15 protein-coding genes (1 of these 15 cut by a window edge) are annotated in these 18,683 nt (G+C 35.3%); 4 read left to right on the plus strand and 11 right to left on the minus strand.

Annotated elements, in window-relative coordinates; all coding sequences use genetic code 11:
* From THEBR_RS10945 to THEBR_RS10955, 3 genes are all read right to left on the minus strand, one after another.
* A protein-coding gene (locus THEBR_RS10945; RefSeq protein WP_012269773.1) for a hydantoinase/oxoprolinase N-terminal domain-containing protein crosses the window boundary here: on the minus strand, positions 1 to 89 show its beginning. 1,462 nt of this gene lie to the left of the window's left edge; the window shows 89 of its 1,551 coding nt (coding positions 1-89); its start codon is at positions 87 to 89; its stop codon lies off the left edge, out of view.
* Positions 90 to 105: 16 nt separating this feature from the next.
* Complete coding sequence (locus THEBR_RS10950; protein WP_012269774.1) at positions 106 to 1,209, minus strand: DUF917 domain-containing protein; 1,104 nt, start codon at positions 1,207 to 1,209, stop codon at positions 106 to 108.
* 138 nt (positions 1,210 to 1,347) lie between these two features.
* Positions 1,348 to 2,610 (minus strand): cytosine permease, encoded by a 1,263-nt coding sequence (locus THEBR_RS10955; protein WP_012269775.1) that lies wholly within the window; start codon positions 2,608 to 2,610, stop codon positions 1,348 to 1,350.
* A gap of 365 nt (positions 2,611 to 2,975) precedes the next feature.
* On the opposite strand from THEBR_RS10955, the gene THEBR_RS10960 reads away from it, so the two are divergent.
* From THEBR_RS10960 to THEBR_RS10970, 3 genes are read left to right on the plus strand one after another with little or no spacing between them, the layout of a single operon-like run.
* On the plus strand, positions 2,976 to 4,547 hold the full coding sequence (locus THEBR_RS10960; protein WP_012269776.1) for a sigma-54 interaction domain-containing protein: 1,572 nt from the start codon (positions 2,976 to 2,978) through the stop codon (positions 4,545 to 4,547).
* A gap of 8 nt (positions 4,548 to 4,555) precedes the next feature.
* Positions 4,556 to 5,665, plus strand: a complete 1,110-nt coding sequence (locus tag THEBR_RS10965) for a DUF917 domain-containing protein (protein ID WP_012269777.1) — start codon at positions 4,556 to 4,558, stop codon at positions 5,663 to 5,665.
* The gene (locus THEBR_RS10970) at positions 5,662 to 6,870 is read left to right on the plus strand and encodes a hypothetical protein (RefSeq protein WP_012269778.1); all 1,209 of its coding nucleotides are present in this window, start codon (positions 5,662 to 5,664) and stop codon (positions 6,868 to 6,870) included. Before THEBR_RS10965 ends, THEBR_RS10970 begins: the two co-directional genes overlap by 4 nt.
* A 58-nt stretch (positions 6,871 to 6,928) precedes the next feature.
* Here the strand turns inward: THEBR_RS10970 and THEBR_RS10975 are convergent, their stop codons facing one another.
* From THEBR_RS10975 to THEBR_RS10985, 3 genes are read right to left on the minus strand one after another with little or no spacing between them, the layout of a single operon-like run.
* Complete coding sequence (locus THEBR_RS10975; RefSeq protein WP_003868595.1) at positions 6,929 to 7,489, minus strand: uracil-DNA glycosylase; 561 nt, start codon at positions 7,487 to 7,489, stop codon at positions 6,929 to 6,931.
* 5 nt (positions 7,490 to 7,494) lie between these two features.
* Positions 7,495 to 8,055 carry a Fe-S-containing hydro-lyase gene (locus tag THEBR_RS10980; RefSeq protein ID WP_013570860.1) on the minus strand — a complete coding sequence of 187 codons (561 nt, stop codon included), beginning with the start codon at positions 8,053 to 8,055 and terminating at the stop codon, positions 7,495 to 7,497.
* Between the two features lie 20 nt (positions 8,056 to 8,075).
* Positions 8,076 to 8,918, minus strand: a complete 843-nt coding sequence (locus THEBR_RS10985) for a fumarate hydratase (protein ID WP_003868597.1) — start codon at positions 8,916 to 8,918, stop codon at positions 8,076 to 8,078.
* 175 nt (positions 8,919 to 9,093) lie between these two features.
* On the opposite strand from THEBR_RS10985, the gene THEBR_RS10990 reads away from it, so the two are divergent.
* Positions 9,094 to 9,990 carry a PP-loop family protein gene (locus tag THEBR_RS10990; protein ID WP_012269780.1) on the plus strand — a complete coding sequence of 299 codons (897 nt, stop codon included), beginning with the start codon at positions 9,094 to 9,096 and terminating at the stop codon, positions 9,988 to 9,990.
* Positions 9,991 to 10,026: 36 nt separating this feature from the next.
* Here THEBR_RS10990 and THEBR_RS10995 read toward each other — a convergent pair whose 3' ends face one another.
* The 5 genes from THEBR_RS10995 to THEBR_RS11015 all read right to left on the minus strand — a co-directional run bounded on the left by THEBR_RS10995 (position 10,027) and on the right by THEBR_RS11015 (position 18,673).
* Positions 10,027 to 15,051 (minus strand): alpha amylase N-terminal ig-like domain-containing protein, encoded by a 5,025-nt coding sequence (locus THEBR_RS10995; RefSeq protein ID WP_012269781.1) that lies wholly within the window; start codon positions 15,049 to 15,051, stop codon positions 10,027 to 10,029.
* Between the two features lie 254 nt (positions 15,052 to 15,305).
* On the minus strand, positions 15,306 to 15,521 hold the full coding sequence (locus THEBR_RS11000; protein ID WP_012268733.1) for an ABC-2 transporter permease: 216 nt from the start codon (positions 15,519 to 15,521) through the stop codon (positions 15,306 to 15,308).
* A gap of 57 nt (positions 15,522 to 15,578) precedes the next feature.
* Entirely contained in the window at positions 15,579 to 16,346 is a 768-nt protein-coding gene (locus THEBR_RS11005; protein ID WP_003868601.1) for an SDR family oxidoreductase, read from the minus strand.
* Between the two features lie 246 nt (positions 16,347 to 16,592).
* Positions 16,593 to 17,570 (minus strand): D-alanine--D-alanine ligase family protein, encoded by a 978-nt coding sequence (locus tag THEBR_RS11010; protein ID WP_012269782.1) that lies wholly within the window; start codon positions 17,568 to 17,570, stop codon positions 16,593 to 16,595.
* A 53-nt stretch (positions 17,571 to 17,623) separates the two neighbouring features.
* Positions 17,624 to 18,673: a beta-L-arabinofuranosidase domain-containing protein gene (locus THEBR_RS11015; RefSeq protein ID WP_012269783.1), complete on the minus strand. Its 1,050-nt coding sequence runs from the start codon at positions 18,671 to 18,673 to the stop codon at positions 17,624 to 17,626.
* Positions 18,674 to 18,683: the final 10 nt, after the last annotated feature.

The following is an 18,683-nucleotide window of genomic DNA, read 5'->3' on the forward strand; positions in this document are numbered from 1 at the left end:
TTAACACTCTCTACTAATTCCAGATTTTCATCTACTAAAACTGCATCAGTATTGGTTCCACCAACATCAATTCCAATACGATATTCCATTTTTTCCTACCTCCTTTTAACCTCTATTGAGTTCTTCTACAGGTATATAATCAACATCATATCCAAAGTAACGCGGACCAACTGTTTCTATACCTTTTTCAGTTCTCCACTTCTCATCACACGGAATTCCTATAATAAATACTCTCTGTCCATAACGTAATCCTTCGGTGGTTATAGGTAAGGCTGTATGGGCATCAACGGTACAAATCAAATCAGGCACTGTAGCTACAACTTTCCCATTGCGACGTGCTATTAAATTTTCATTTTGGAAATCAATAATCATTGCTTCCCCTTTGTATTGGTCAATTCCGTCTATATGAGCTTCTCCACGAACAAATCCACCCGTAGTACGCCTTTGCACATCAGAAATTTTGCCTTTAAAAAGCATATAGCCACCTGTTACCTCTAAAAGCGCCTCTATTGGATTTTCACCTTTTTTGCGGGCTTCGCGTATCGCTTTTCCAATTTGTGCTGAATAAGATACAACATTTCTTATTCCTGCTTGTTTTACATCTTTTCCACTCATCGGGTAAATTGCTATCATAACTGATCCACCCATAACTACTGTAGCGTTCCTCGCAAGGCTTTCAGTCCAGAAATTATTGATAGTATGTAAAAGTATAGAATTACCTTTTTCATCTGCTAAAACCATAGGTGTTGCAGAAACTCCATAAAGATGATATGTTACCATTTGCAACTCTGGAAAAGCCCTTCCCATACCATCTACATCTACCAATGGTACCTTTCTTTCACCTGCAACCATAATAGGTATCATTGAATTAACGCCACCAGCTTCAATAGGAAGAACTGCATATACTTCCTTTCCAAGAAAACTTTGGAGACTATCGAAAGCCTTGAAAATCTCTTTTCCTGAAGGAACCTTTTCTACCAATACTGTCGGCGCTCCCATCATTGCCACGGGAACAACTAATGCATCATCAGGTATGTTCTCCACATCAATAAGTTCTACTGGACCATTTCTTTGTATAGATTGAATAGCCATAAGCTTACCTACATAAGGGTCTCCTCCTCCCCCAGTTCCAAGAAGAGCAGCCCCTACTGCGATATCTTCCACCGCTTGTAAATCGATTTTCTCCAATTTTTCTATATCTTTCTTCATTTTCTATAACCTCCTTGTAAAGATATATTGAAATATAAAAACTATACAACTCCGAACATTAAATTTCGAGATACCCCAAAGACCCTAAAAGGAAACTATCGTTTTATATGCATAACCATTTTCTTTCTATTTTTTTCCTCAATGCAAAGCAGTAGCTGATTTTGACACTTTCAATACATAATACAATACCAAATAGCATACCATTGAAGATATTATGCCATTTATGGCTGAAATACCTGTTTTCATAAACAATGCCACAATAAAGCCTATAACCAATGATGCTATTCCTATCCAGTTAATATCTACAATACCAGCCTCCCACATATTTCTATTTCCTTTTTTGCATATCCAGTAATCCGCAATCATGCTACCGGCAATAGGCGGTATACTTGCAGTAAGTACAGTAAGGAAAGAAGTAAAATAGTTTAATATGCCCATGATGGCAAGGACAGTGCCTATAGCACCGGCTATAAAGGTCATAAGTGGTCTTAATTTATTTTCCATGTTAAAAAGGCTTACAATAGCTAGCCCCCCTGAGTAGGCGTTTACCGTGTTGGTAGTCCATGTAGCCAAAATAAGGATTACAGCACCCACAAATCCCAGCCCTAATTGAGCTAAAGCAATTGTTATGTCATATGTACCGGCTACTACAGTGAGGAGTGCCCCAACTACAAGTAGAAACATCCCCGCTGGCCAGACACCCACAAGTCCTGATGTCAAAGCATCCTTCCTACTTTTTGCATATCTTGAAAAGTCAGCAGCAATGACGCCTCCTACTGCAAATCCTCCAACAGCCAAACCAATCGCATAACTCCAGGAATAGCGATCTTTTGGTACATAATTTATCAAATTCTCTATACCGAATGTTGTCAAAACCTGTATTAGACCTACTATAGAGAGAAATACAAGCGCTGGTATGGCAATATAATTTAAGTATTCCAGTGCCTTATAGCCATATACAGCAGTCACTAGCATAATAATACCCCATACCAATCCACTTAACCATACAGGTATATAAATCCCAAGCCACATGTTCATTATTTGAGAAAACGCAGCTCCACATACACTTGCTTGTACTCCAAACCATCCTATACAGGATATTGCAAGAATAGTAGAAATTATAAACCGTGCCCCCTCTCTGCCAAAAGCCGATGAGGACGTAACCACGGTGGGAACACCTAAGTCAGCACCCTGCATTCCTTGAAATGTCATATATACAATTATTATTGTATAACCTATAGCTCCAGCAATTATAGCCTCTAATAGTGGCATGCCCTGGACTATCGCTCCCCCTACCATCAAAGATGATACACATATCATTGATCCTGCCCATATAAGGGCTATACTATACCATGGTCTCTTTTCTGACTCTGGAATCGGATCCAATGCATGTTGTTCCACAATAACGACCCCCTATCTTGATATTTTTTAATTAAACTTGTAAGATTCATTCAATACTTTGGTATCTTGTTTGCTTTTTTGTTCCAAAACATCTTTTCTTTTTTACTTTAAAGTTATAAAACTTTAAATTTCTGAATAAATTAGATAGCAAATATCGTGCCAATTTGTTTTTAAGTTATCAGTTAAAAAGAGAGAAAAATAAAACGTTTAAGAGTGTATAATTGATAAAATATGTTGACATAAAGTTTTCTTTGAATTAGAATTGTAATAAATAAATCGGTTTATATTTTACGCATTCACTGTATTTTTCTCATTTATTCTCACTTTTTCTCAAAATTTCTCATTTTAAAGCGGTGATAAAATTTATGAGAAATAATTTGATTGATTCTCTTCAAGAAACCTTTGGTTTTGTAACCGAACTTCAGAAAGAATGTTTATCATTTATATCACCTTCAAAAGCAGGCTATCATGTTTGGTCACCACCATGTACTCCCACTTGTCCAAATATCAACAATTGCCCCTATGATTTAATACTTTCTTTTAAAATAGAAAAGAACAATTTTTTGGTTGCTTTACCTAAAAAACGTAGCAAAAATTTAAAAATAACGCCTGCCTCAATCATTAAATTTTTGCAGATTGTATTAGAAACATCATTCGCTTCTGAACAAAAAACAAATAATATTTTATTACTAGAACAGACATTGCAATTTTTAGCAAAACAATCAAACATAGAATTCTACCTCTTCAACAACAAAGGGCAAATAATCTTAAGTCAAAATTCTTCTTTTGTTCAGCTCTCTCCATCTGATATTTGGGAAAAACTGGGTGATACCAATGATTCAGAAGGATTTATAAAAACTCAATGGGGAAATTTTTATTATCACCTCTTTGTAAAAAATGATAAACCAATAGGCTTAATAATCTGGAAAATCAAATCATTCCAAAAAAATGTAAATTTTTGTCCATCACGCAAAGATTATTCTTTTGCTATTATAGGTAAAAACTATCATTTTACTGAAATAAAAAAACTCATCCGTCAAATAGCTGCAACTGAGCATACAATACTTCTTCAAGGTGAAAGTGGTACAGGCAAAGAGCTTTTTGCTCGTTATATTCATCACTTAAGTCCTCGAAAAGATGATCCTTTTATTGCCATAAACTGCGCCGCAATCCCTGAAAACCTTCTTGAAAGCGAACTTTTCGGCTATGAAGATGGTTCATTTACAGGTGCTCGTCGCGGTGGCAAACCGGGTAAATTTGAACTTGCTAATGGCGGAACAATTTTTCTTGACGAAATTGGAGACATGCCCTTACCATTACAAGCAAAATTATTACGGGTTTTGGAAGACCGACAAGTAGAACGAATTGGTGCTACTATTTCTCGTCCAGTTGATATAAGGGTTATTGCAGCAACTAATAAAAATTTAAAAGAATTAATTGATGCTAAATTATTTAGAGAAGACCTTTTTTTCCGCTTAAGTGTTTTCCCAGTCTACATACCAGCACTACGTGAGCGCCGAGATGATATCCTTCTTCTTTTAGACTTTTATTTAAAAAATATCTGTCTTGAACAAGATAAACCATTTAAAATTTTCAGTCCAGAAACTATTGAAATTCTTCAGAATTACAGCTGGCCAGGAAACATACGAGAATTAAAGAATGTAGTAACTTACGCCGTTTCACTTTGTAAAGACGATATAATTACTCCACAGTATTTACCGAAGTACTTACAAAATGGCGTATCCTTTAATAAATATCAGTTTACTAACGTTAAAAGCGAACACTCATTTATTGAAGATGAACAGCTCAAAAATCAATTGGAAATTTTATTAGCTAAATATGGCAAATCTACACAATCAAAAAAATTGATTGCTCAAGAATTAGGCATTAGTTTAGCAACCCTTTATCGTTGGCTTAAAAAATATCGCATAAGGTAGGTGTGAATATGCAAGAAATTACCTCTGATTGGATTGAACCACTTTGGTATGGCAGTATTTTTCTTGGTTCGGGTGGTGGGGGAAAAAGTGAACTTTTGGCATCCGTACTGGATAAAGCTTTACAAAACCGTGTTATTCCTTTACTAACCCTTGATGAATTGTCTGAAAGTAACTTTTTCTGCGGTATAGGTCTTTTAGGTTCACCGGAATTATGTGAAGAAAATTTACCCTCGGGTAAAGAAGCTAGTATTGCCATTGAGGAATTAGAAAAATATACTGGGTTCCAGTTTAATGGAATCTCAATTGTTGAAGGAGCAGGAGTTAATATCTTTTATCCACTTTTAGCAGCACTTCAAACTGGTTTGCCAGTTATTGATGGTGATGCTATGGGAAGAGCTTTCCCCGAACTACAAATGACTACTTATCATCTTGAAAACTTACCTGTTACCCCTTTGGTACTAGTTGATGGCAGTTATAACGTGCATCTGTTCCTTGAAAAGCAAGATACATTTCTTTTAGAACTTAATACGCGCCAGATTGTTTGCCAACAAGGAGGAGTTGGTTATTTTGCAGGCTTTCCTTATTCCGGTTCCGTATTAAAAAAAGTTTTACTTCCAAGTACTCTAACTTTTGCCCGTGAAATAGGTGAATGCTTTTTACATGCTGATAATTACCACGAGCTATTCAACTTGCTTTTAGAGGTAACTTCTAATTCCTTTTATGGTCCTATAGTCGAAATTTTTCAAGGTACCATAAAAAATATATCCGCATATGAAACTGCCAAGTGGAAAGCAGCAACGCTAATCTCACCAAAAGGTGAAGAATTACAACTTCTTTTTCAATATGAGAATTTACTTGCGTTCAAAAATGGTCATATAGCCGCTAGTGTACCCGATTTAATTTCCGCAATTGATCTAAATAAACTTAAACCAGTAAATAACAATGAAATTTATGAAGGTCAGCCTCTAGTGCTTCTAGGTCTGCCGGCACCACTTCGACTCAGAATCAATAAAGCTTTAGATGTAGTTGGTCCCCAATGTTTTGGTTATCGAACTATTTACGTGCCGCTAGAAAAACTATATTGGGATTACTACCATGAAAAGGAGGTATTTTTTTGAAAGTTACGTTAGGAATTTTTATAAATGGTCAACACGGAACTATTATTGCTGGGTCAGGTAAATATCTTTTGTACGAGAGAAAATTTTCTTCACAAACTTTTTTAAACGAATTACAACATTGTCTTACTGTCCTGGGTTTATCTAAAAAAAATGTCAGTAAAATCTATTTTACCCCGCCCTTTTCTTTTTCACCAGAAAATAAGACGAGTTCAATAATCCATCTTAGGCTTGTCCCAGAACAATTTAGTGATTTTTCTGTTTATCCTCAAAATTTACAAAAATCAGTTAAAATCTTGCAAGTAGCTCCACAAAAGCTTTTGCAAAAATTAGAAGAAAACGAAGATCAAATTAAAAAAGCTAAAGTAATTTCCATAATTACACCTTTTGGATTGGTTTATCCAGAAAAAGAGAACAAAGCAGTTTATACAATAAACAAATTTAACCAAGGAATAATACTAAAATCCCAAAATTACCCACATCTCGGTTTTCATAAACGAGAAAAATCATTATTAATAGCTGACAATTTTGTGGTTGCAGTATCACCTTATGTACAACAGCTTAAAAATTTCTTTGCCCCTCATTCTCCAGGAATATATTGGGTTGAAAATGAAGCTGTTTATTTAACTGAAGATTTTTTACCACAAACTTGCGGTAAAATTTACGAATTTACACCATTAATACAACTAGCCCGAGGTGCTGCCGTTTCCTTCGGTTATGATTATGCTTTAGCCCTTTTTAAAATAGGTTCTATATTTAAACTTTTTCAAATACAAAATTATGTTGAAGTAAGTGAATTATCCTCACCTTTTAGTTTCGCTGCTACTTCTTCAGTACAGCCTTTATTTGATGATATTAAAGGCAAACTTCCTAAAGCTCTTCAGGATGTAATTCCTATTTTTAACTTTTCCAGTTGCTATTTTTCTGATTCTTATCCGTACCGGTTTTATCAGATTACTTTTTCAAAATCACTCCGTTACATTGGTTTACTCACAGCTCCATCGATTTTAACATCTATTACTGTTTGTAAACAAGAAGATTTATATTACCACAAAAAAAGACTACTAAAAAATTTATACCTTGTTAATAAGAACCATAATCTTCTAAAAAAGCCTATAGCTTTTTGTCAAGAAACTCCTATTCGTTATTTAACTTCTAATCATACAATCTTAAAAGTGGGACTAAAAGAGTCAAACTCATTCCAGTAGTATAAAAATATCAACTTCATTTTTCCTAAATTTTTATTCCTCTACGCTTATGAACAAATTACAATAATTTATCCAATTCCTCTTTAATCTTTTTAAAGTCCTCCATTGCAGGCTCTAATTTTTCAGGGTCTCTCAAAATTGCAGCTGGATGGTAAGTCGCTATTATTTTAACACCTTTTCTTTCAAACCATTGGCCTCTCATTACTGTTATTTTGAAATTTTTGTCTATTATAGCTTTTGCTGCAGTCGCTCCAAGACATACTATCATTTTAGGAGCTATTATTGCAACTTGATTTCTTAAATAAGGCAAACAAGCGTCAATTTCACTCTGCAGAGGCACTCTATTGTTTGGTGGCCTGCATTTTACTATGTTGGCAATATAGACTTCTTCCCGTTTTAATCCGACATCCTCAAGCATTTTGTTGAGAAATTGACCAGCTCTTCCTACAAAAGGCCTCCCTTGCAAATCCTCGTCTCTTCCTGGTCCTTCTCCCACAAACATAACTTTTGCCCTTAAATTTCCTTCTCCAAAAACCATATTAGTTTTCGTTTTACTAAGGTCACATTTTGTACAATGTAAACACTCTAAATATAGTTCTTTTAAGGGTAAAAGTGCCATTTCTCTCACCTTTTTAAATTAGTCTTATATTTTTCTCTCTCAATCTCATACAAATCATTACTATGGATATCTATAGTAACAATAACAGGAAAATCCTTAACTAAAAATTTATAGATAGCCTCTGTACCTAAATCTTCATAAGCTACTATTTCTGCTTTTTTTACTTTTTGTGCCAGTAATGCTCCTGCTCCTCCTATAGCAGTGAAATAGACTGCTTTATACTTTTTCATAGCTTCTATAACTTCTTTACTCCTATATCCCTTTCCTATCATGCCTTTTAATCCCAATTCAATTAATACTGGTGTGTATTTATCCATTCTTCCACTTGTAGTAGGCCCACAACTTCCTACAACTTGTCCCGGTTTAGAAGGACAGGGACCTACATAATAAATTACACTATTTCTTATTTCGAAAGGTAATTTTTCTCCTCTATTTAATGATTCTATCATTCTCTTGTGAGCTTCATCTCTTGCTGTATAAATTTCTCCTGATAGCAAAATTAAGTCCCCTGCTTTAAGCTGGTTTACTATTTCTTCCGTCAAAGGCGTATTTATCTTTTTATACATTCCCATGCCTCCTAGCAATATTATAATACAAAAGTAGCATGTCTTGTAACATGGCATCCTAAATTGACAGCCACAGGAAGAGAAGCTATATGGGTAGGATAAGTTTCAATATGAACATCAAGAGCAGTGGTACTCCCACCTAAGCCTTGAGGACCAATTCCCAACATATTTATTTCTTGCAACAACTCCTCTTCTAATTGAGCTAACACTTTATCTGTGTTTCTTTCACCTACACCTCTCAATAACGCCTTTTTAGCAAGATAAGGAGCAAGCTCAAAATCCCCTCCAATTCCTATTCCCACGATCAAGGGAGGGCAAGCATTAGGACCTGCTTTTTCAACTGTTTCAATAACAAAATTTTTAATCCCTTCCACTCCGTCAGAAGGCTTTAGCATTTTTAAAGCACTCATATTTTCACTTCCTGCACCTTTAGGCATTACAGTTATTGAAAATCTATTTCCTTCACAGATATGATAATGTATTATTGCAGGAGTGTTGTCACCAGTATTTATTCGTAAAATTGGGCTTTTTACAACAGATCTTCTTAAATACTCCTCTTGATAGCCAAGTCTTACACCTTCATTTATCGCTTCTTCTAAACTGCCATTTACTATATGTACTTCTTGTCCTATCTCTACAAAAACTACGACTATTCCTGTGTCTTGACATATAGGCATTCTTTGCGTTCTCGCTATTTCAGCATTTGCAATTATATCTTTTAAAATTTCTCTACCCAAAGGACTTATTTCCTCTTTTATTCTTTCTTTTAAACTTTCAAATATATCTTGAGGTAATTCATAATTAGCTTCAATACAAAGCAATTTTACTATTTCAGTAATTTTCTTTGCTTCTATCTCTTTCAAAATTTTTCACTCCCTCTTAAGTTCTTCACAAGTATATAATACTATTTTTTTAGAAATTTTTTAAGGAAAACTTGTTGAAGTAATGGCGTTTTTGCAATTTCTTTTTAAATTTTTTATAATTTAAGGTATAGCTTTGATTCTAGTACAAAATATATTAAGCAAAGGAGGCTATGCCATGAAATGCACTGTGTGTCGTAAACCAGCAATTGTAAAATTTCCCGCTCATAATTCCGCCTTTTGCGAAGAACATTTGGACGCTTTTTTTATGAGACAAGTTGCCAAAACTATTGAAAAATATAAAATGCTGCCTCCGAAAGGGCGCGTAGTCGTTGCAATCTCAGGAGGAAAAGATTCCTTAGTCACTACTTTTGTCTTAAAAAGATTAGGTTATGAAGTGCTGGGCTTTTTTATAGATCTAGGAATAGAAGAAAACAACTTCTCTTCTCAATCTAGAGAAGTTGTGGAAAGTTTTTGCAAAGAAAATGATATTCCTTTAGAAATAGTAAACTTAAAAGAAAAATTTGGAAAAGGTATCCCGGATGTAGCTAAACGCCAAGACAGGATATGTGCTATATGTGGAGTCACTAAAAGGCATCTTATGAACGAATACACTTTATCTGTAAAAGCTGATGCACTGGCAACAGGTCATACATTAGACGATATGGCTAAGTTGCTTTTAGCAAATCTATTCCGATGGGACCTTCATCATTTATCAAAGGGAACTCCTGTACTCCCTGAAGAATCGGGATTTGCTCGAAAAATTAAACCTCTCGCTTTCCAAGCAGAAGAAGAGATAATTGCTTTTGCAAAACTTCACAATATAAAACCTGTAACCGCAGTATGTCCTTATTCAAGAGAAGCAAAATATACAAGATATCAAGAAGCCTTAGATATGTTAGAGGAAAAATCCCCAGGAATTAAAAGGTCTTTCTATAAAAACTACACAAAATATGCCCATCTATTTGCTGGTACTTCTGCACGTCCTCCAAAAATAACTTGTGAGTTATGTGGTTTCCCTTCTGTTTCTCCTGTATGTACTTTCTGCCGCACATGGGTAAAAAGCAGCCAATGAAAAAATGCGCCCGTAAAGGCGCATTTTTTCATTGGCTCATTTTGTATACTTCGCGTATACATAACCAAAACCATTTTTGTATTGGATTAAGTACCAAGCACCATATTCTCCTACCACTTTTAACTGAGTACCATAAGGTACCGCTCCTATTTTCCTTGCTTTTACGGAATCACCTGCTCTTACATTTAATCCACTCTTTGCAGTAACTTTTACAGTTTTTAGAACTGATGCCTTTGTATCAACTGTATATACACTATATATATATCCAAAACCATCTTTATACTGCACCAAATACCAACCATTACGTTCTTCTACTACTTTTAATTCTGTCCCGTATGGTACTGCCCCTATTTTTCTTGCAGCTACAGAACTGCTCACCCTTACATTTAATCCGCTCTTCACTATAACTTTCACTGATTTTGCAACGGTTACCTTTGATGGATCTGGCACTGAAGAAACATATTTGGTTGAAACATATCCTACTTTGCCGTTATAGTCAACTTTGTACCATCCATTCACTTCCTCAAGCCATTTTACAACTTTCCCAGCAGGAATAGTACCTATAATTTTACTTGTGATACTTGCTCCTTCTCTTAAATTAAGTGTTGAGGCAGTCACAATGCCATAATTGCAGGAAGGCTGTGGTTCTGGTGTTGGTGTCGGTTGTGGTTCAGGCATTGGTGCTGGCTCAGACTCTGGCGTAGGAGTTGGTTCTTTTTCCTGGACAGGCTCCTCTCTTATAACAGTTATTGTTATATCTTTTGTGAGTTCATTATTCTTGTCACCACTCGGCTCCACATGTATTTTAGTAGTATTTACACCGTATTCAAGAGGCACTACTTTTGTAAATACGCCATTTTCTTGTTGTACAAAAGATTCATCATTTATAGTTACTTTTGCACCTTTATAGGTATTGCCTTTAATCTCTATCTCATTTGTATTTGCATCTACTGTAGTATTATCTTTTGGAGAATAAATGTATATTGGTAAGTCTCTCCATCTTTGCACTGTGTCATTTACCACCATTGTATTTGAACCTTGATTGACAACAGTTATTTTTCTATTTGCAATTTCCTCTCCATATTCACCTTTTTCTACCTTATCCCAGCTGCCCCTTGCATATTTATATTCAAGCTGTGTTCCTTCATTTAAAGTCAATGTAATACTGTAAGTGTTAGGTCCTGTCTTTGTCATCTGATGGGCACTTGGATTCCAGAAAGCGTCATGGAAGTTTCCAGCAATATTTGCACCGTCATCAGGAGTATAATCAGGGACTGTTACATTAAATATCACTTTGATAGGTATTATATCAGGTGTAGCTTTCACTATATTTGATGCTGTTCTGTTAAAAGAAGTATCAACTGCTACAACTTTATAATAGTACACTTTTCCATTTACTACATCTGTATCTACGTAGTTATACACAGTGTCAGCCACAGTTGCAATCTTTACAAATGGTCCTGTTTCACTTAAAGATTTGTATATTTCGTAGCCATAGATAGCTACATTATCAGTTGAGAGACTCCAGTTAAGTGTAACTCTTGAGGATTCAATTCCTGGTTGTTGTAAGCCTAGAGCTGTAGGTGGTTCTACATCATTTGATGGCACGACAATAAACTGTTTTGCTTCATCTGTTTTCCCATCTGGCCCTTTTGTATACGTCCAATCCTGTCCTTGGTTAGAGGAAAATCTCATAATATATTCCCATGTGCCTACCATATCAGGTACAAATTTAGCCATGTATTTGTCGTTATTTCCAGAATCCCCTACATACCGTGCATCAACCCATGTCCAGTCCTTATTTATTTCAACACCTTCTACTTTGTTGCGTGTAGCATCTTGCCCACCATCTCCAATATACCTATATCCTAACTGGGCAATCATATTTTCCCCTTGGCCAGGTTTATCTGTTAATCCTTCTGCCCAAATTTCAGCATAAACTTCAACTGGATTATTTACGCCTATTACATGGGTATCAACTTGGTTCATATTTCCTGCCCAACCAATAGAAAATGCTGGATATGCCTCAACTTCATTGCTTAAAGCACTTTCATTTCCATCACTATCTACAGCCGTTACAGAATACACATACTTTAGACCATTGGTAACATCTGTATCAATATAAGTAATTTGCGTAACATTTGAAGCTATTTTTTCATATAGCCCTCCTTTGACTGTAGAGCGGTAAATGTTATAACTTACTGCTCTATCTACTGCACTCCACGAAAGGTCTACTTGACCATTTCCTGAAACTGCTTTAAGGTCTGTTATTGGCTGAGGTGCCGTCAAATTCTGTCCTGGATCTGAAATGAGTATAGCCCCATCCAATGCCACAACTTCTACAACAATTTGTCCATCACGAACCGTGTATGTCTTACCACTTAAGGCATCTGTAAAAGCAACTCCATCTCTTACAAATTTAGTAGTATCTATTTGTACTGACTTTGCCTCACCTTTATTAATCACAACAATAGCTACACTGTCAGGATAAGAATTACCAAATACATCTTTTCCATTTATAATTCTTCTTCCAAAGGCATAAACATCGCCATTTGCATAAAGTGTTTCAAGGTCTCCTGTTTTTAAAACTTGATTTTCATTCCTTATGTTTACGACTTTCTTAAAGAAATCCTGCAGATCTTTATCTTCTCTTCCCCAAGAGAATGTTCTCCTGTTATCTGGGTCTTTTCCACCAGATTGTCCTGCCTCGTCACCATAGTAAATAGAAGGCATTCCCGGATAGCCCATTTGCAATATTGCGGCAAGTTTAAGCCTCTTAACTGCAAGGTCTTTCGCCTCTTGAGAATTTTGATTTTCATTAGCAGAGTTATATCCAAATACTGTCAATATTCTCATGGTGTCATGAGAACCTAAAAGGTTCATAGTAGAATAAAATACTGGAAGAGGATATCTCTCATATATGCTCATAAGCCTTTGGTCAAGTTTTGCTGCATCTATAGGATTGTGAACCACATTTCCATCATCAAACTGTTTATCGAGTATAAAATCAATAACTGCATTTCTAAAAAGATAGTTCATAACAGAGTTAAAAGAATCTCCAAGTAAATCTAATGAAGCATCTCCCCAAAGTTCTGCAATCATTGGCGCATTTGGTTTCACAGTATTAATTGCAGCTCTAAAATGAACCCAGAAATCGTGAGCAATTTCATTTGCAACATCCAATCTCCAGCCATCTGCACCTGCATCTTTATCCCCATCAGGATTTAACCAATACTTAGATATTGCATTAGGATTATTTATGATAAAATCTGCCCAACTTTTTACATTGTACTCACTTCCGTTTATCTGCCTTATTACCGGTAAGCTGTCAAATCCCCACCAGCCCTCATAGGTACCGTCAGGCTTAATTTCGTACCAGTCACCGTATGGAGATTTTGACTGATCTCCCTGTTTCCAGGCTTGATAAGCACCTAATTCATTATCCAAGTACTTCCCGTATCTATCAAAATAAATACTATCATCACTTGTATGATTGAAGACGCCATCAAGTATTACTTTAATTCCTCTTGCATGGGCTTCTTTCATAAGTGTTTTAAATGTATCTAAATCTCCCAATAACTCGTCTATCTTTGTGTAATCGGTTGTATCATATCGGTGATTGGAAGGTGATTGGAAAATTGGATTGAGATAAATAACTGATATTCCAAGGTTTTTTAGATAATCCAATTTATCATTTATACCTTGTAAATCACCACCAAAGAAGTCATTATTCCATATACCATCCCCTGTATATCCAGGTTTATCTTTATCATTCGGATTGTCGGGAAGGTCATACCAGTCGTCATGATATTCAACAGGATCAAAACCTCTACTGTATTCCTTTAGGCGGTCATTTAAAGGGTCACCATTGTAAAATCTATCTGGGAATATTTGATACATTACTGCCCCTTTCATCCAATCAGGGGTGTCTAAATTTTTATCGTATACAGTAAGTTCAAAGTCTTTATTTACCGTATCTGTGGCTTTACCTACTCCACCTAATTGTTCATCGTTATCTCCGTAATAAGCAGTTTTTGTCCCGTCTTTAAGTATAAAGTAATACCAAATTCTTGTGGGATAGTCAAAGCTTAACTTCACTTCCCAGTATTCATATTGCCCGTCAGGACTTTGACCAATTTTGTACATCGGGACTTCTGTTCTTGTTTTTTTAATATCATCCCAATAAGAAATTTTAGCTGACTCAAGGTCATGATTTTTAGCCTGTATCCTCAAAGTCACTGTATCACCTGTTTTTATTGCACCGAAAGGCGAACGGAAGAATGGGTCATGGGTGTCATGTTTTAAATCGTCATAATATATGTTATTATCAGGCCCTGTGAGAGGTGGATTGTAATCTGTCCATATATTATGTGAAACCGAATCATAGTAAAATGTAATCTTAGTATCATAGGCTACATTCAAAGGAATATTTGGACCATTTTGTTCACCATTTAAGCCATAATTTATATCCCATGAGGGCCCTAAAGTTACTTTAAACTCATAATACCCTTTTGGAACATTTGCAGTGTATTCGTAAACATTGTTAAACTTATAGTCTCTCATTATAGCTGTCGATGTTTCAGGTTTCCAATCATCACCTGCTCCTATTGCTGATTGTATAGTACCTACAATTCTTGGAAGTTTTTCTTCCGGAATTGGTGTATATTTTGTAGAATCAGTAACACTTGAAGTATTATAGTTGTAATAAAAAGTTACTACAGAATCTGAATCAAGATGCAAGCTTAAATTACCTTGTGAAGGAACTCCTCCACCTTCCCATGAATGATTAAGAGCAACTTTATACTCATAATCACCTGCAGGTAACGCAACTGGGGTAGTAAATTCATAAAAGCCATTACCTTTATATGTCATTACTGTTTTGTCACTGTTTATATTCCAGTCAGAATCTCCAATCTTTGATTGAAAATCGCCAACAACATTGGCTATAGCAGGCGCCGTATCTGTCTCAGCTTTTGCAAATTGCACAGGCATTGAGCCAAACACTGCTGTATAAATTAAAAGAAATGACAATAAAAAGCCTAATGTTCTCCTCTTAAACACTACAATCCCCCTTTACACTATGTTTTTATTTAAAAATCTTACGAAAAGCTCCTTTACAACACCACCCCCATTTCTTTTAGGCAATCGCTTTCATAAATTGCAAAAAGATAAATGTGTTTATAAATACACATCCCTTGTGCAAATTTTTGCGCAATCGTTTTCGCTGCCTTATTGTTATTATAGCCAACCCCATATATTTTGTCAATACCTTGCAAAAAAGAAAAGGATGCACATAAGCATCCCTCTTTGAAAATTCATATTTGTTTTAACATTTGTGTTATCTCCATCTTATCTGCTTTTTCTGCTAAAAGTATTGTAAACAGTAAGAACAGCGCTCCAAATCCTGCAATTATAGAGATATTGTACAGTATTGCGCTAATATTGTTCCCAGATATTGCTTCCCTAAGACCTGCAACTCCATAAGTCATAGGCAGATAAGGATTTATTGCGTTGAAAAACTTAGGAAACAACTTTATTGGGAAAGTTTATCTTGTTAAATATTTTTAACAAAAGAAGAATATTTAAAATCAAACATATATCATTTTAACTGTCATTCCGCCATCCACAATGAGATTCGCTCCTGTAATAAAAGAAGCTTCTTCCGAACACAAAAATAAACATGCATTTGCTACGTCCTCTGGTTTACCCACCCGTCCTGCAGGATGTTGCAAATGGTCCTCTTCTGTCAATTGGGGCTTTTTAGCTTCTCTACTTTTCTTCCATTCAGACACTTCTATCCATCCGGGACTTATAGAATTCACCCTTATTTTATCATAACTTAAACTTATTGCAAGAGAGTGAGTTAAAGCTATAATACCACCTTTTGAAGCAGAATAAGGTTCTGTATGAGGTTCTGACATAAATGCCCTTGTAGACGCTATATTTATTATGACTCCTCCGCCATTGTCTCTCATGTGAGGAGCAACATATTTTGAACACATATATGTTCCTCTTAAATTCACATTTATGACTCTATCCCATTCCTCCATGGGCCTTGTGTAAATCGTCCCTCCTGACCCAATACCTGCATTGTTTATCAAAATATCGATCTTACCATAGGTTTTTATCGTCTTATCTACCAAATTCCTAACATCTTCCTCTAAAGAAACATCTGTATGTACAAAAAGACAATCTCCACCTTTAGATTTTATATATTTTTCATTTTCTATGCCAGCCTCATCGTCAATATCGGCTATAACTACTTTTGCTCCTTTTTCAGCAAAAGTTTGCGCAATACACCGGCCTATTCCTTGTCCTCCACCTGTAACTATCACTACTTTGTCATTAAAATCCATAGTTAACCCTCCAATCTCTTAACTTATAAAAGAAGATAAGGTAACCCCATAGTAAAAAAAAGAGGTATACCTTATCAAAAATAGTATAACTTAAAAGTTTTATAAAAATCAAATAGAAAAATTATCTGAGGTGCGTCCAACTTTGTAGGTAGCTGACATTTTGCACAAAGCGCGCAACTTGACCGAACAGTCCTAAACTTAGCAAGACCAAAAGATGGAGGGGGGGCCGGAGGCTGGCCCCTCAAATTACTTCAATTTATACCTTTCTATAGCACTTTCTATAATCTTCCCAATAAATTCTCCTCTTGTTAAACCTGCCGCTTTTGCCATATAACCCATGTATCCGTGGTGAACATGTTTTTCTCCTTTGCTACTTGACATTGTAAGTCCCGCAAAGGTATTCAATTCTAAGAAATAAGGAACATTATCTTTGCTTAGAATCATATCAATTCTAGCAAAATCCTTGGCATTTAAAACCTTATAAATATTCAAAGCCGTCTCTTTAATCTTTTCTTCCACTTCTTTTGGTACTTCTATAGGGCATTTTATTATCTCGTTGTCAAACATTTTGTGTTCATAAGTATTAGTTTTAACGTTATTATATCCTACTTCCAATAAAGGCAATACTTGTGGGTGTTTATATCCGATTATTCCAACGGTCACTTCTTTTCCTTCGATGAATTCTTCGATTAGCGCTGCTTGTCCTATTTTTTCTGTTATTTTGCTTACAACTTGTGGAAGTTTATCCTTATCATAAATTATATTTTCTTCATCTATACCTGCACTTCCTCTTCCACTTATAGGTTTTACAAATAGAGGAAATTTAAGATGGTCTACAGAAGGAATTTCTTGAGGATTTTCTGCAATTACATATTTAGGCGTAGGCAAACCGTGAGAAGCCACAATGTCCTTCCTCATTCTCTTATCAGTTGCTACTACGTCCAAACCAGATCCAACATATGGTATGTTGAATACTTCTAAAAATGCTACTTCTTTCATACTCGAGGCATTAAAAATTAAATCCACCTTTTCTTTTTTTATAGTTTCATAAGTTTCTAATGGATCTTCCTTCCATTCTATGAGGACTGAATCAAATCCAGCTTCTTTTATGGCCATATAATGATGGTATGCTTCATCATAGGCATCGTCATATACTTTGTCTGGCGTCAATTTCCTCTGAAATTCGACATTCCTGAATTTCCTCCAAAGCACACCAATTTTCATATGGCATCACCCTTTTCAATTTTTATAAAAATTTTTGAAAAGAAAAGTAAAAACTACTTAAATACAGTTTCTGTGTGATTCACCACCATGTCAGTTATAATCAGTGAAATCATGCTTTCTGCTCCTTCATTTAAATTTACTCCCTCTTTAGTTATACCGTCGTAGCAACCTCCTGTTTCCTCATCTATCAAAGGCACATTTTTTGAGTTTTCTCCTAAAAACCAATTGTAACATTTCAAACTCTTTTCTTTGTATTTTTCTTCTTGAAAAATTTTATAAGCTTCTGTGTACATAAGAGCAGTTTCACAAGCCTCTACCGGTTGTTCATCAAATTCTGCAGGTTTTTCATCTCCTTTTTTGTACCAATCTTTACAACCTATCGGCTTAAAATACCCACTTCTAAAAGTTACTTTTTCTAAAAATTCCATGCTTTCTTTTGCAACATCTAAGACTTCTTCATCTTTTGTAATAATGTATGACCTAAGAAGAGCCCAAGGAAGTACGGCATTGCTGTAAGTCATTATATTTTCAAACCATTTCCACTCTCCATCTTTGTTTTCCCTATATTTTTGAACTATTTTTTTTGAAATAGAAGTTATTAAATTTTTTATCTTCTCTTTGTTAAATTCAGTAACATCAGAACTGTATAAAAGGCTTAATCCTATTAACGAATAAGCGTTACCGCGAAGAGAATTTAAATTTGCTACATTTGGCAAAGCTTTTTTGATTAATGTCACAGCAACACTTTGATAACCATTAGACAAATTAGTATTTAATAAATATCCTAATGCCCATAAAGTTCTGCCAAAACAATCTTCTGAGCCAACTTCTTCAATAAATTCTCTATTGTAGTTCATAAAATTTCTAAAATATCCTTTGCCGTTTTGGGCATAAATCAAGAAAGAAAGGTATCTCTTTAAAAGATCGAGGTATTTTTCATCTTTGTAAACTTCATATAGCATTGAAGCAGCAATAAGAGCCCTTGAATTGTCATCAGTAGTGTAACCTTTTGTCAAATCAGGAATAGAGTAAAGGGAATGTTGTAAAATGCCTGTATCGTCTGTTAGGTTGAAAAGATGCTGAAACTTAGTTGCTAGCTTCATTATTTCAATT

Origin of the sequence: Thermoanaerobacter brockii subsp. finnii Ako-1, from assembly GCF_000175295.2 — a bacterium.
In the GTDB taxonomy this organism is placed as follows: domain Bacteria; phylum Bacillota; class Thermoanaerobacteria; order Thermoanaerobacterales; family Thermoanaerobacteraceae; genus Thermoanaerobacter; species Thermoanaerobacter pseudethanolicus.